The sequence below is a fragment of the Halobacillus sp. B23F22_1 genome, from assembly GCF_043497005.1.
Classification (GTDB): Bacteria; Bacillota; Bacilli; order Bacillales; family Halobacillaceae; genus Halobacillus_A.
On sequence record NZ_JBIEKE010000004.1, the window covers coordinates 162,259 to 176,771 of the forward strand.

Sequence of the window (14,513 nt, forward strand, 5' to 3'; positions counted from 1 at the left end):
TTAAGATAAGCTTTGACTCCAATCCACTGTCGCTTCACCCTCTAAAAAGCGCTCAGCGTCCATCGCAGCCATGCACCCTGTGCCTGCTGCTGTAATGGCTTGACGATACTTTTGATCTTGAACATCCCCGCAGGCAAAAACTCCAGGAATATTCGTATTTGTTGTACCAGGCTCCACGAGTAGATAACCTTTCTCATCCATGTCCAGTTTTCCTTTAAGGAACTCTGTATTTGGGTTATGACCAATTGCTACGAAAATCCCGTCCGCTTCGATAAGCTCTTCCTTTTCTGTATCTGCGTCTTTAACTTTTAATCCGGTTATTTTCATGCCATCAGATATCATCTCTACAGGAGACTTATTAAGCGCCCAAGTAATCTTATCATTCGCTTTCGCACGGTCCTGCATAATTTTAGAAGCGCGCAGTTCATGACGGCGGTGGACTACTTGAACTTCATCCGCAAACTTCGTAAGGAAATTTGCTTCCTCCATGGCAGAATCTCCCCCACCAATTATCAATACTTTCTTTCCGCGGAAAAAGAAACCGTCGCATGTCGCACAGGTACTTACACCTTTTCCGATGTTATCTTTTTCTCCTGGAATATCTAAAAGTTTAGCGGAAGCTCCTGTAGAAATAATGAGAGATTGTGTTTCAAGCTCACCAAGACCATCAACAGATAACTTGAAAGGGCGCTGGTCCATATTCACGTCCGTTACCCATCCTCTTTTGAATGTTGCTCCGAAACGCTCGGCTTGTTTTTTCATGTTATCCATTAATTCCGGCCCCATAATTCCATCAGGGAACCCCGGGAAGTTCTCCACCTCTGTCGTTAGTGTAAGCTGGCCGCCTGGTTCCGGTCCTTCAATGACAAGGGGTTCCATATTTGCTCGCGCTAAGTAGACCGCTGCTGTTAATCCAGCAGGTCCTGTCCCTAAAATAATCGCTTGATGTGGCATAATCGAATTCCTCCTTTATTGCAGAACTTCTTTGAATAGTGTTTGGGTGCTCCAAGACAGCACAGCTGCTCGCTCTCTGTCTTTTCGTACTCGTTTGATCCATTTACCTTCTGCTTTAGCTTTCGTTATTAATAAAGCATCTACAGTTTGTGTCGCTGATAAGCATTGATTCATGATCCACCAGCTCGGATGTAGCCCAGCCCTTCGTAAATCAGTCTCTAACCGCTCGGCTTCGAATACAGGCGTAGCTTCAGGCAGGGTCACAATACATATTTTTGTATACGTATCATCTTGAAGCGTCGGGAGCAGTTTCTTCACAGACTCCGGCACTTCACCCGCCGTCCGCTGTATTTCTTTATGATACGACTGTGCGGCATCTAATAATAATAAAGTATGCCCGGTTGGCGCGGTATCAATTACGATAAAGTCTTCATTAGAATGCTCTACAACGTCAGCAAATGCGCGAAAGACAGCAATTTCCTCTGTGCATGGAGAATCTAAGTCTTCTTTGAGAAATTTCAGCTCTTCCCCATTTAAACTACTACCCGTTTCACGAAGAACTTGATCCTTATATCGTTCAGTTTCTGTTTTTGGGTCAATGCAGCTTATGCTTAACTGCTCCTTTTTATTATCGGCAAACAACCGGCTGACATGATCTGCTGGATCTGTTGTGGTGAGTCGTACTCGAAAACCTTTTTGTATTAATCCTAAAGCAATAGACGAAGCCGTCGTCGTTTTGCCGACCCCGCCTTTGCCCATAGTAAAAATAAGACCTTTCTCCATTTTTGCAAAATCATTAATAACATCTTGGAAATCAGGAGCATCATTAACCTCAGTCTCTTGGTCATTCTCATCTAATTCTGTGTCACCTGCTATCCATTGACGCAAGGAACTGATTCCATTTAAAGATAGTGGAGCAAAAGGCAGCTCATACGTTTCTAAAGCCTTTAAGTGATTCGAGAGCTGTTGTAAAGCACGATGCTGATTATTACGAAAGCCCTGGGATACTTCATCACCTTCGACTGCAGGGTGTGAGATCAAACCATTCATAATAAGAAACTGGTTATCGATACCTAGCTCAGCCAACTCTTTTGAAGAGCGATCCGCTTCATATAATGACGATTCATCTGGACGACTTACAAGAAACAGTACGGTTTTCTCGTCGTCGTTCAGGCTGGCAACCGCTTGGTCGTACACCTGCTTTTTACCCTTTAACGAAGACATCGGTCCGAGACAAGAAGCTCCATTAGGGTTCTCTTCCATAAATCCTGACCATGCTTGCGGGAGCTGAAGCAAACGAAGCGTATGACCGGTTGGAGCAGTATCAAATACGATATGATCAAACTGTTCCTGAAGCTGCTCATCACTTAAAAACGTTGTGAAGGAATCAAAAGCAGCAATCTCTGTCGTACAGGCTCCTGACATTTGTTCCTCCATCGAAGCAATTACAGATTCAGGAAGCTTACCTTTATAAGGTGCGATCGAATTCTCGCGGTGCTGCTCGGCTGCTTCTTCTGGGTCAAGGTTCGCTACGGCCAGACTTGGAACCTCGTCCAGGAAGCTCCATTCATTCGTTAATTCTTCTTGAAAAATATCTTGTAAATTTGAAGCAGGATCCGTACTAATAAGAAGAACTCTTTTCCCTTGATCGGCTAAGGAGATAGCTGTAGCACAAGCGGTAGAAGTTTTCCCTACACCACCTTTCCCGGTAAAAAAGAGAAAGCGAGGATAAATTAGCTTCGTTGGATCGAACCATTCATACATAGGAATTCTCCTTACTCAAGAATTGTAAATTGAGATTTAGGTTCTGCTGAGAATTTCTTTCTTTCAATGCCTGACCATTCGGAAAATTCTTCTGCAGTTGGGTATCCCCCTGCTTTAACTGCTTCTCCATCTACTAAAACTAATGGCAGAGCCTGTTCCCCATGGTCATCAAGCTGCTGGCGGACCACTGAATTTTCTACAAATTGCTGAGGTTCAGTTGAAAGATTATAACGTGCTACCTCAATATTTTCTTTTTCCAGGATGCCTAGATTATTGGCTACTTTTGTCAGCTCAGGGTCTACGCCTGGGCCGCAAACACCTGTAGAACAACACATTGCCGGATCAAAGATTGCGATTTTCTTCATACGAGAATCTCTCCTTTTTAAGAAAAGCCGAGAGGATCTCCCGGCTTTTGTTTTTATTCTTTATCTTTAGCAAATGTTTGAATACGATCACTAATTTGGTCACGCACTCTTTGGAAAACCGTCCACTTTTCTTCGTCTGTACCTTCTGCTTTAGCAGGATCGTCAAATCCCCAGTGGAAGCGTGTTACATGCGGAGGCGTCATTGGACATTTGTCATTTGCATCCCCACACAGTGTAATAGCGTAAGCCGCGTTGTTTAAAATATCCGGATCGATAATATCGGATGTTTGATCGCTAATATCAATATCCACTTCGTTCATCGCTCGGACGGCATTAGGATTTAACCCATGTGCTTCAATACCCGCAGAACGGACATCGAATTCATCTCCTAAATATTTTTTACCAAATCCTTCAGCCATCTGGCTGCGGCAAGAGTTTCCTGTACATAGAAAGTAAATGACTGGTTTAGACATGATGCATTTCTCCTTTTTGTTAAAAAATAATTATATAATTAGCAGCCACAAGTAAAGACCGACTAATGTAATAAACAAGGTTGGTACGGTGAGGATCACCCCTACTTTAAAGTAGTATCCCCAGGAAATCTTAACTCCTTTAGTTGAAAGAACATGCAGCCATAACAATGTGGCCAGCGAGCCAATAGGTGTAATCTTTGGTCCTAAATCTGAACCAATTACATTGGCATATATCAGAGCTTCACGCATCGTTCCCGTCGTATTTGTATCGGCAATGGCAAGAGCGTCGATCATAACCGTCGGCATGTTATTCATAACGGATGATAAAATCGCAGCAATGAACCCCATAGAAACCGTAGCTACGAACATTCCCTGGTCAGCTGTGTACTGAATTAATGCTGCCAGCACATCAGTTAACCCAACGTTTCGCAATCCGTAAACGACGACGTACATTCCAACAGAGAAAAATACAATGGCCCATGGTGCTCCTTTGATCACTGTTGCTGTCTCTACCGCTGGACTTCTGCGCGCCATTATTAAGAAGAAAATGGCAACAATGCCAGCAATGATTGAGACCGGAATTTCCAATGACTCACTCGCAAAATAACCAACGAGTAACACAGCAAGAACCACCCAGGAAAGATGGAACATTTTATGATCTAATAGTGCTTCCTTCGGTTCTTTCAGATCACTTAAATTGTAATTGCTCGGAATATCTTTTCTAAAGAATAGATAGAGCACGAGTATACTTGCACCTAGTGAAAAGAAGTTTGGAACAATCATTCTTGAAGCATATTCAACAAACCCTATCCCGAAAAAGTCTGCCGAAACAATGTTAACTAAGTTACTGACTACGAGTGGCAAGGAAGTGGTATCAGCTATAAATCCACTTGCCATAATAAACGGAAGAATCATCGTTTCTTTAAAATTCAAGTTCCTTACCATCGCTAAAACAATAGGCGTTAAAATAAGCGCAGCTCCATCGTTCGCAAATAAAGCGGCAACCACAGCTCCAAGGAGTGTAACGTAAACAAACATTTTTGTTCCGTTGCCTTTCGCTATTCTCGCCATATGGAGTGCCGCCCATTCAAAGAACCCAATCTCATCAAGAATGAGTGAAATAATAATAATGGCAATAAAAGCCAGCGTAGCATTCCATACGATATCGGTAACGGCGAGAACATCTTGAAAATCAACGACACCTACGAGTAAAGCAAGTATGGCTCCTCCGCAGGCTGACCAGCCGATCCCTAAATTTTTCGGCTGCCAAATCACTAAAATCAAAGTAAGTAAAAATATAACCGTGGCTAAAATTGCTGAACCCAAAAGAATCCCCCTACTAATCGCATTGGATGCGCAAACCTGCTTTCTCCAATGCCTTTAATTTTTCTATCTGATCTGGAATTTGTTCTAAGATTTGCTGAATGATTGGATAGGTTTCATGGTCTTGATTTAATGAATAGAAAATCCACTGACCTTTCCGATTCTCTCTGACCAGCCCTGCATCACGCAGTTTACGTAAGTGCTGGCTGATTGATGGCTGACTCATTTGCAGCACCTCAACAAATTCACATACACAGCACTCCCCTTCACTAATGAGGCCGATGATCGTCAAACGCGTCTTATCCCCTAATAGCTTAAGTGTCTGTGCCGCTGTTTCAATATCGATGAATGTTTTTTCCATGCCCTCACCTCATTCATTATAATATAAGCATATACTTATATATGCAAGTGTAATGTATCAACTTTTTGTTTAATTTAACACAAACACATAATAATATACTTATACGTTCATGTACACCATAAGAATGTAAAGTTTATGTAATTAATCAATAAAACTTGATGAAAGGAGCAATTATTGTGAACAAAGATTTTCAGCTGACGGACGTATCATTACAGCACACCTTTAGTAAATACGAGAAAAAGTTTAAAGCGCTGGCCGATGAAAGAAGACTCCACATTCTAAATGAAATAACACGGCAGAAAGAAGTCTGCGTTTGTGATTTGTCGGATCAGCTGGATCTGCCTCAATCAAAGCTTTCTTATCACCTTAAGATGTTAATGGATGCTGAATTGATTGAAAAAGAAACACGCGGTACCTGGAGTTATTATACTCTGAACCATGCTGAACTTAACCATTTGTTATCAGAAGAGCTTTGTTGTTTATTTCGTCGCGATTAATTTTTTTATTTATTAATCAAAAATATTTGATTAAAGGAGGAATTACGATGAATCAAGAACTTTTAAAAATCCACAGAGAAGAAATCGCCCACTCGATCCGCCAATTCCGTCATGAGGAATCCCTTCGATTCCCGCATTTTTCTCTAAACCAAATCTTTAAGCTGTTTTCTAGAAAACAGCCAGATTGCTGTGTCTGTTGCTCATAACATCTAATTAATCAAAATTATTTGATGAATAGAGGCGAATTTATGATAGATATTATCCAAAGCTTTTTAAAGATCGCCTTCGAACTTACTCTTTTGTTTGTTGGTATTTCATTTGTTGTTAACCTTTTACAAGGATTGATCCCTTATCAAAAAATAGAAGATCTAATGAATAACAGCCACGCCGTCCTGCAAGCGGGTGTTGCTGTAGGTTTCGCTTTTGTTACCCCTTTTTGTTCATGTTCAACGATTCCTATTGTCGTTAACTTGCTTCGCAATAAAGTTAAATTCTCAATCGTCATGATTTTCTTATTTGCTTCACCTGTTCTTGATTTAACCATCCTTACTCTCATGACTTATTTATTAGGGTGGAAAGTCAGTCTATTTTACAGCCTGATTACGATTACACTATCCATTATTATTGGTTTTTCCTTAAGTGCTTTAGGATTCGAAAAACAATTAAAAAACGTCGTAGTAAAACACATGCCTTCCAGTCAGGAGAAAAGGCTTAATTTTAGATTAGCTGCTAAGGAAACATGGGAGTTAGTGAAAACCGTTTATCCGTTTCTTATTTTAGGGGCGGCTATAGGCGCTCTCATTCACGGAGCCGTACCAACCACCTGGATTACAAGTTATATGGGAGGAGAGCATTGGTGGCTCGTCCCCATAGCCGCTATTATTGGCCTCCCTCTTTATATCAGGCTGTCTACAATGATACCTATTTCTCAAATTATGGTCGCTAAAGGGATGGCTCTAGGTCCGGTAATGGCTCTTATGATTAGTTCAGCAGGAGCCAGTCTCCCTGAAGTAACCATGCTTCATAGTATATTTAAAAAGAAACTTGTCATCGCCTTTGTGGGTTCTGTCATATTTATGTCTTCTATTTCCGGTTTCCTATTTTATATTATTTAAAGGAGGAGTTTTCAATGAATCTTATAAAAAAGATCTTTGGTAAAAAGAATGATAAGCCCTGCTGTAAAGTAGAAATTAAAGAAGTGAAAGAGGAACGATGCTGTACTAAAAAATAGCTGAGTACTTTTTGAATAAGCCAGTTTTTGAGTTAAACAAACGTTTGATTAAAAGAATAACCCATGCCGCAGATTTACTCTGCGGCATTTCTACGCAAAGAACTGGAACTGTACTTCGACAGCCGCTTCAACCTCTAACTGTCCCGGCTCAATCGGCGTTGATGACGCAAATGTACCTGCTTTAGCCAAAGGGACGGGACCATCTTTTCCACGTTCCATCACTTTCATCGGAGCTGGATCGAGCTGAGCCCTCATCGTTCCGGCCAGTGTATTAGCTTTGAGATAAGCATCTCTCAAGGCTTCTGATAACGCCTGCTGATATAGTGCTTCAGGATTCTTTACAGAGAATTGGATCGTAGAAACCCGGTTCGCTCCATTTTGCACGGCGGTATCAATAATTTCCCCAGTTTGACCAATATTTTCATTTTTGACGGTAATTATATTAGTTACTTCGTATCCTCTAAACACTTGGCTCCCGCTGTCATAGTCGTATTGAGGAAGAATCGTATATTCACTCGTTTGAATGGAAGCCCGGGGCACTCCTAAGCTTACAATCGAGGCGATGACTCGTTCCATCACTCGTGCATTCTCTTGCTGTGCCTGCGTAAGATTCATCGATTCTGTAACCACACCGACCTGAAGAGAAGCAACATCCGGCTGAGACGATGCGGACCCCTCTCCCGTTACTGTCATTACGCGCTTCTGCATGCTTTGATGGTTCATTCCAATCCACCTTTCTATTTAGACATCCGACCACAAAACACATCCCTCATAAACAATCTATTCCTCACATAAAAAAAGCAGAACGACCGAAGTCGCTCTGCTTCTTTATAGAAAAACGCTCTTTTCAATCTGCTTCATCTCATAGAAGTAACCTTGCTGAGCCATAAGCTCACGGAACGTCCCAGATTCCACCACTTCTCCTTGCTCCATCACAATGATCTGATCCATTTCCTCAAGGCCGGCTAGACGATGACTAATAAGAAGAACCGTATCCTCTTGCGCCTGAGCAAATAACTCATCATACAACACCTTCTCCGTTAAGGCGTCCACTGAAGACGTTGGTTCATCGAGCAGCCATAACCTCTCTCCCTTAAGCATAGCACGCGCGATCGCTAAACGCTGCTTCTCTCCCCCGGACAGATTTTCACCGCGTTCCAGTACTTCATCTTCTAGTGAAAAATGATCAAGCTTTACTTTTTGCAGTGTTTCTTTGAGTACATACTCGTCGAGCCCTTCTGCAGCGACTTCTAAGTTATGCCGCATGCTTCCATAGAAAAAGTGATTTTCCTGTAATACCACGTTCGAGCGAGCCCAAAGATCCTCTCGATCTACTCTATTCAGACTTACATCATCTAATTGAATGTCACCTTCCTGATAGGGATGAATGTTGAGCAGTAATTGAAGCAGCGTTGATTTTCCGGAACCGCTCGCTCCTACTATCGCAGCTTTTGAACCTTGGGGAATGCTTACATTCACCTTTTCTAAAGCTTTCCTATTTTCTCCATTAAACGAAAAACTCACATTTTCAAAGCGAATCGAAGGGGGCTGATTTTCAGAAAGGCGCACCGGTAATTCCGGTTCTTTAGCAGGCTCTTCTCGAACTACAGAGAACAATCGATTTGATGCACGTCTGCTGTCCTCTAAATGAATGGGAAAAACGGCCATCGGCGTGGCATTTTCAAATACAGTGAGCGAGACCATCACAAGCATCGCAAGAAAAATCCCATTTAAATCACCTTGCACCACCAACCATGCTCCAAGTCCAAGAACAAACCAAGAAATAATAAGCGAGACCATCGTGTTCATGGAATGGCTGAATGTGGAGTGTAACCCTTCTCTTTCTTGTTCATTCACATATTGTTGTGAAGCTTGAAGAAGCTCTGCTTCTTTTTCTTCAAGTTTTTGATAAATTTTTAAATCACGATAACCGTAGAACATTTCTGCTGCCTCAGTAGAAAGAACTCCTCTGTTTTCACGCACTTGAGCATTAATCCGCTTTTGTCTGATGGTAAATAAAGCCGGAACAACAATCCCAGTAAGCAATAGACCGAGCAGCAGCACAACGGCTATAGCCAAAGAATAAAACGTAGTGAACACAATCGTACTTAAAAAAACAATAACGAGCACAATCGGTGGATAATACACGCGCAGGAAAAAGTTTTGCAAACTTTCTACATCCCCGACGATCCGGGATAATAAATCTCCGCTTCGGTACTTTTGAAAAATCTGCGGTGCGAGCGGTTCCATCTTTTTATAAAAAGAAACCCGTAAGTGACTAAGAATGGAAAAGGTGGCCCGGTGTGAGAAATACCGCTCTGCATATCGACTCAATGCTCTCGTAAACCCAAATAATTTTAGGATAGCGATGACCACCGTCAGCGCATATAACGGAGGTACTAACGCAGCCCGAGAAATCAGATATCCGCTCGAAGCAAACAAACCGACAGCTGCCATCCCGGCTAAAAATCCAAAAACTATAGAAAGCACTATATCCTTTTTCTCAAGCATAACAAGCTTGACTACAATACCTAAATCTCTCATCGTGCTTCCCCTCCTTGCTGGACGGAAATCATATTTCGATAGTATGGAACTGTTTGGAGCAAGTGTTCATGGGTTCCGGATCCAATTAACTGTCCTTCGTCTAACAGCAAAATTTGATCTGCGGTCTGTATTGTGTGTAAGCGATGAGCCACCGTAATTACAGTAGACGATTGAGACAATTCTACCAGCGAACGTTGGAGAATTTTTTCCGTTTGCAGATCAAGGCCTGTGGTCGGTTCATCAAACAAAATCACAGAAGGACGTTTTAAAAAGGCTCTAGCAATGGCTACCCGTTGTTTCTCTCCTCCAGAAAGACCTCTCCCCGCTTCTCCAACACATGTGTCAAAGCCCTCTTCAAGAGATTCTATAAATGAAGCAATTCCAGCTTTTTCAGCCGCTTCTACGATTTGTTCCCGACTCGCCCCATGTGAGCCGACGGCAATATTGTCAGCAATTGTCCCTGAGAATAAATAAGGGTGCTGAGATATATAGCTAAGCTGATTAAACCAGTCTTGTTCTTTGTATTCGAATAGAGGCTGCTCATTCACTCTTACTTGTCCCTCTGTAGACGCCATTAATCCAGCTATAATATGAAGCAGCGTGGTTTTTCCAGAGCCCGTCCGTCCAACAATAGCGACCTGATGATAAGGAGCAATTTGAGCGTCTATTGATTTTAGAGCAAAGCCCTTCTCGTGATAGCTGAAGCTTACTCCAGCAAGCTCAATAGCAGGAGGAGTCGTGCTTGATATTAAAGATGAACCTCCCCATTCCACATGAGGTGTTGGTTGTTCTAATTCCTCCGTCACTTTTTGAGCAGCTACAATACTCCCTCTTCCGGAGTGAAAAGCACTGCCAGCGTCCTTTAACAATTGATAAAATTCAGGAGCTAAAATTAAGATAAAAAAAGCGGAGAAAAAAGATATGTTTTCATACACAACTAAGCGAATGGCAATTTCCATCGCAATCAAACCAATGCTGAGCATCGAAATAAACTCCAGCATTAAGGATGATACAAATGCCACTTTCAACACTTCCATCGTTGCGTCCCGGAAACCGAGGCTGCTTTCTTCGATAAGTTCTCTCTGCTTTCTGGCCCTTCCAAACAACTTAAGCGTTGTTAATCCTTGCAGTGTATCAAGAAACCTTCCTGAAAAAGCAGCAAGCTTTTCTAACTGTTCTTCTGATTTCTTTTTTGTCATAACTCCAATAAGAGCCATAAAAAAAGGAATAAACGGTGCAGTAATGAGCATAATGATTCCCGAGTAGATGTGCTGCGTAAACACAGCAATTAAGATAATAATAGGAACAACCGCTGTTTGAATCATTTGTGGCACGTAGCTGCTGAAATAACTGTCTACATCGTCAGTTGCATCCATTAACACACTAATTTTTCTTCCCGACTGGCCTTGCATCGAAGCCTGAACAGGATTTTTGGAAAACTTATTTATTAGTAATTTTCTGAACTCGTTTTTCGCTTTAGCTGCGAGCTTTACCCCGGTTCTTCCTAAAAGGTAGGTCAACGATGCCCTTACAACCAGCACAAAGAATAACCCAATTAAAAGCGGGATAACAGACTGAAACGCTGCGTTATTAAGAAAAACACCTTCGATGACCGCAACGAAATAATAGGCTTGAGCAATAATTGCTGCCCCTATAAAAAGTGATATCAACACGAGCGTAAAGATAACCGACCGTTGCGAGAAGGCAATATGTTTTAGGTGCTTCATAAGGAATAGCTCCTATCAATTCAATTAGTGAAATATTTCACATAGTGATTATATTATAGTCATGATCTATTTGTGAATCGTTTTGTTTGGTCTACTTCCATTCTATCAAAAGTGTTACTGTTATATTCGATTTTCTGGGTAGTCTTGCTTTTTCTCAAGTCTTGATGTAAAGCTTCTCTGATAAATCTCTCCTGCAAACCCATACTAAAACCATATACTAATAAAGGACGTGTTTTGTTTGAATCGTTTGATTTGGTTTTGCCTATTCACCCTGGCTGCTTTCGTTAAATTAACAGGCGTCAGTCATTATCTGCTAGACAGTCTGTCGAAAGGAGCTTTACTTGTATCATTAAGCTTCTCCCTCCTCGTGTTCTGCGTCATGCTTCTCATGAAGAGGTACTTCCTCTGGTACGGAGCCATTCTCTCATTAATCATCAGCTTTTACTGTTGGTCATCTTATTTATATATGGATTACTTTCATACTCCGTTTTCTTCCTATGTGGCGCTGCAAACGTCAAACCTGTCCGGGATGTCAGAGAGTATTTTCAGCCAAATGGCCGGATGGCATGTCCTGTTTTTCACAGACCTTATTCTGTTGGCAGGATGGATGCTGTATGAGAAACTGAACACCTCCTACACAGCCACCGCTTTAAACAGACGGTTAAAGCCCTTCGCTGCTGTTGTTGTCCTTGCAGTCCTTTTTTTATCTTTAAAGCCTATATCGATGCAAGTAAATGGCAAAGGTCATCTTTTGCTTAAGAAATATACCTCTGACTCTCACCTGAGTAATTATGGACTGGTGGGACATCAAGCCATTGATTGGATCGAATTTTTGACGTCTCAGCAAGTTCTGGAACTTTCAGCAGATGAAAAAGAAGAAATTAATGAATTATTGACAAGTGAGGATCGGGCGGTGCCCAGAGAAGACCCCTTACTCATGCCTGGATTATTTGAAGGTAAAAACCTGCTGATGATTCAGTTTGAATCCCTTCAGCAGTTTGTTATTGGGCAAGAAGTGAATGGCCAAGAAATCACTCCCACTTTAAATCGGCTTGTGGAATCAGGTCTTTCCTTTAAAAATTATTATCCTCAAACCGCAGAAGGCAACAGTTCAGATGCCGAACTGCTCGTTTTTAACAGTCTTTATCCATTAAAAGAAGGAAGTACTTTTTTTCGCTATCCAATGGTAGATTACCCTTCTATAGCCAAAGATTTTAAAGAAGAAGGTTACACCACCACCGCTTTTCATGGCGATGAAGGCACATTCTGGAACCGTGATGCTGTTTATCCTTCGATGGGGTTTGAACGATATTACGACATTGATGATTACAAGAATGTGGAGGACCATGCTCTAGGCATGGGCCTTAGCGATGAAGCTTTTTTCATACAATCGTTCAATCACTTGCAGGAGCTGCCGAAGCCTTACATGGCTAGCCTTATTACATTAACATCCCATACGCCATTCTTAATTCCGGAAGAAGAGAAGTTAATAAATGTCGGCGATACAAAGCATTCATCACTCGGAAACTATTTTGAAAGTATACACTACACCGATCATTACTTAGGTGAATTCTTAAAGAAACTTGAAGAAGAGGGGGAGATGGAAGACACGGTGGTCGTCGTTTATGGAGACCATAACGGCGTTTTTAAAGAAACAAAAAACGAAGTTGAGCAGTGGAACGGCCAGTCCATTACAGAAGAGCAATGGCGTACTGATTTCACCTCTGTTCCTTTTATCGTTTCAAGTAATGACTTAAAGAAACCAATACATGTGACTGATGTGGCCGGTCAAATCGATACAGCTCCCACTCTTCGTGATTGGTTCGGTCTTCCAGAAGAATCGACTGCTCTTGGCCACAATATGAACCGATTTATGAACGAAGACGTTTTTCTTTTGCGAGGGGATTATGGCGAACGTATTGTAATCGGACAAGATCACAAAGTAACCGATTATCAACCCGCCCATTATGAAACGTTGGAAGTATCTGAACGATTAATAAAGTCGAATTTCAACCATATAACTAAATGAGGTCGGGACAAAACTGAATAAAACAGAAAAAATAATCCGAACGATTCTATTGAAATCAGTTTGGATTATTTATAGGTCAAGAAAGGATGATACTTAAGATAAGTTTTATCTAATCTTACAGAGCTTCACGAATCACTTTTCGATGAATTCTTGCCATGGACACGGCTTCACTTTATTGTTTTAATTGGCTCAAATCTATTCGCTGTTCATTTTCTTGGGACTTTACTGCGCCTTGATTAACGAGTGTTAATTTAAGAGCATCCTCTTTCGTGATCGTTGGCTCATATCCTTCTTTAATCGCTTTTACCCACTGCTCCATAGGCATTGGTAATGGAGCTGGTAAATCCTCAGGATAAATCCACTGATCACTCTCAAATTGAATGCTCTTCATCCGAACTGTGTTCTGTTCAATAAGTAAAGTCCCTTCTGTTCCATAAACCTCCAGCTGAAAAGGACTTCCAAAGGAGACAAAGCTTGTCTCCAGGACTCCAAGAACACCCGAATCATATTCTACGAACGCTGCGGCCTGGTCGTCGATCCCCGGGTGAAAGACTGACTGTAAACGAGTCGTAACTGCTTGCGGGGTACCTGCAAGTCGGTTTGCTAAATAAATTGGATGAGCCCCAAGGTCAATTAAAGCTCCTCCTCCTGTTTTTTCTTGTTCATAAAAGTGTTGAGGCAGCCAGCCTTCAGGATTCTCACTTGTAGCAACTGCTCCATTATGTGCAACACGACAGCGGATCATCGTTAACTGGCCAAGCCACCCATTGTCGATTGCTTTTTGAGCATATAAATAATAATCCTCTACTAACCTTGGAAGGGAAATCATTAATTCTACCCCGGATTTTTCCACCTCAGAAAGAATGTCGTCACAGTCCTCTATCGTCAAAGCTAAAACTTTTTCAGTAAAGATGTGTTTTCCATGTCTTGCTGCTTCTATAATGATGTGCTTATGATCCACAGTAGGAGTAGTTATAATAACACCATCAATCGATGGATTTGATAACACAGTTTCTAAGTCCGCTTCATAGGCTACACCTAACTCTTTCCCCCATTCTTCTCCGCGCTGCTCATTTTCATCCCAAACCAACTCAATCGATACATCCTCTATTTCCTTAGCTTGATTGGCGTAATCAACCGCATGTACGTGCCATTTACTTAATAATGCTACTTTAATCATTAGGACCACCCTTACGCTATGTATTAATCCGCTCTATTAGAGAGATTCTTAATTCTTTCGTCTCC

Annotated in this window: 14 protein-coding genes; 4 read left to right on the plus strand and 10 right to left on the minus strand. The window is 41.6% G+C overall.

Annotation, left to right across the window (positions count from 1 at the left end):
* From trxB to ACGTNH_RS19820, 6 genes are read right to left on the minus strand one after another with little or no spacing between them, the layout of a single operon-like run.
* The gene (gene trxB / locus ACGTNH_RS19795) at positions 1-954 is read right to left on the minus strand and encodes a thioredoxin-disulfide reductase (protein ID WP_394588762.1); all 954 of its coding nucleotides are present in this window, start codon (positions 952-954) and stop codon (positions 1-3) included.
* Between the two features lie 15 nt (positions 955-969).
* Positions 970-2,718, minus strand: a complete 1,749-nt coding sequence (gene arsA / locus ACGTNH_RS19800) for an arsenical pump-driving ATPase (protein WP_394588763.1) — start codon at positions 2,716-2,718, stop codon at positions 970-972.
* A gap of 11 nt (positions 2,719-2,729) precedes the next feature.
* Positions 2,730-3,083 carry an arsenite efflux transporter metallochaperone ArsD gene (arsD, locus tag ACGTNH_RS19805; protein WP_394588764.1) on the minus strand — a complete coding sequence of 118 codons (354 nt, stop codon included), beginning with the start codon at positions 3,081-3,083 and terminating at the stop codon, positions 2,730-2,732.
* Between the two features lie 53 nt (positions 3,084-3,136).
* Entirely contained in the window at positions 3,137-3,556 is a 420-nt protein-coding gene (arsC, locus tag ACGTNH_RS19810; RefSeq protein WP_394588765.1) for an arsenate reductase (thioredoxin), read from the minus strand.
* A gap of 30 nt (positions 3,557-3,586) precedes the next feature.
* Positions 3,587-4,882 carry an arsenic transporter gene (locus tag ACGTNH_RS19815; protein WP_394588766.1) on the minus strand — a complete coding sequence of 432 codons (1,296 nt, stop codon included), beginning with the start codon at positions 4,880-4,882 and terminating at the stop codon, positions 3,587-3,589.
* A 13-nt stretch (positions 4,883-4,895) separates the two neighbouring features.
* On the minus strand, positions 4,896-5,240 hold the full coding sequence (locus ACGTNH_RS19820) for an ArsR/SmtB family transcription factor (RefSeq protein WP_394588767.1): 345 nt from the start codon (positions 5,238-5,240) through the stop codon (positions 4,896-4,898).
* Between the two features lie 176 nt (positions 5,241-5,416).
* Here ACGTNH_RS19820 and ACGTNH_RS19825 point away from each other — a divergent pair, with 176 nt between their 5' ends.
* Genes ACGTNH_RS19825 through ACGTNH_RS19835 form a run of 3 tightly spaced genes read left to right on the plus strand, consistent with a single transcriptional unit; the run spans position 5,417 to position 6,852 of the window.
* Positions 5,417-5,737 (plus strand): ArsR/SmtB family transcription factor, encoded by a 321-nt coding sequence (locus ACGTNH_RS19825; RefSeq protein WP_394588768.1) that lies wholly within the window; start codon positions 5,417-5,419, stop codon positions 5,735-5,737.
* Between the two features lie 47 nt (positions 5,738-5,784).
* The gene (locus tag ACGTNH_RS19830; protein ID WP_394588769.1) at positions 5,785-5,943 is read left to right on the plus strand and encodes a hypothetical protein; all 159 of its coding nucleotides are present in this window, start codon (positions 5,785-5,787) and stop codon (positions 5,941-5,943) included.
* A gap of 42 nt (positions 5,944-5,985) precedes the next feature.
* A complete protein-coding gene (locus tag ACGTNH_RS19835) occupies positions 5,986-6,852 on the plus strand; it encodes a permease (RefSeq protein WP_394588770.1) in 867 nt (288 codons plus the stop codon).
* Positions 6,853-7,058: 206 nt separating this feature from the next.
* Here ACGTNH_RS19835 and ACGTNH_RS19840 read toward each other — a convergent pair whose 3' ends face one another.
* The 3 genes from ACGTNH_RS19840 to cydD all read right to left on the minus strand — a co-directional run bounded on the left by ACGTNH_RS19840 (position 7,059) and on the right by cydD (position 11,239).
* On the minus strand, positions 7,059-7,691 hold the full coding sequence (locus ACGTNH_RS19840) for an SIMPL domain-containing protein (protein WP_394588771.1): 633 nt from the start codon (positions 7,689-7,691) through the stop codon (positions 7,059-7,061).
* Positions 7,692-7,796: 105 nt separating this feature from the next.
* Complete coding sequence (cydC, locus tag ACGTNH_RS19845; RefSeq protein WP_394588772.1) at positions 7,797-9,512, minus strand: thiol reductant ABC exporter subunit CydC; 1,716 nt, start codon at positions 9,510-9,512, stop codon at positions 7,797-7,799.
* A complete protein-coding gene (gene cydD, locus ACGTNH_RS19850) occupies positions 9,509-11,239 on the minus strand; it encodes a thiol reductant ABC exporter subunit CydD (protein ID WP_394588774.1) in 1,731 nt (576 codons plus the stop codon). Before cydD ends, cydC begins: the two co-directional genes overlap by 4 nt.
* Positions 11,240-11,477: 238 nt before the next feature.
* Here cydD and ACGTNH_RS19855 point away from each other — a divergent pair, with 238 nt between their 5' ends.
* Positions 11,478-13,268, plus strand: a complete 1,791-nt coding sequence (locus ACGTNH_RS19855) for an LTA synthase family protein (protein WP_394588775.1) — start codon at positions 11,478-11,480, stop codon at positions 13,266-13,268.
* 172 nt (positions 13,269-13,440) lie between these two features.
* Here ACGTNH_RS19855 and ACGTNH_RS19860 read toward each other — a convergent pair whose 3' ends face one another.
* Positions 13,441-14,448: a Gfo/Idh/MocA family protein gene (locus ACGTNH_RS19860; RefSeq protein WP_394588776.1), complete on the minus strand. Its 1,008-nt coding sequence runs from the start codon at positions 14,446-14,448 to the stop codon at positions 13,441-13,443.
* Between the last annotated feature and the right edge of the window lie 65 nt (positions 14,449-14,513).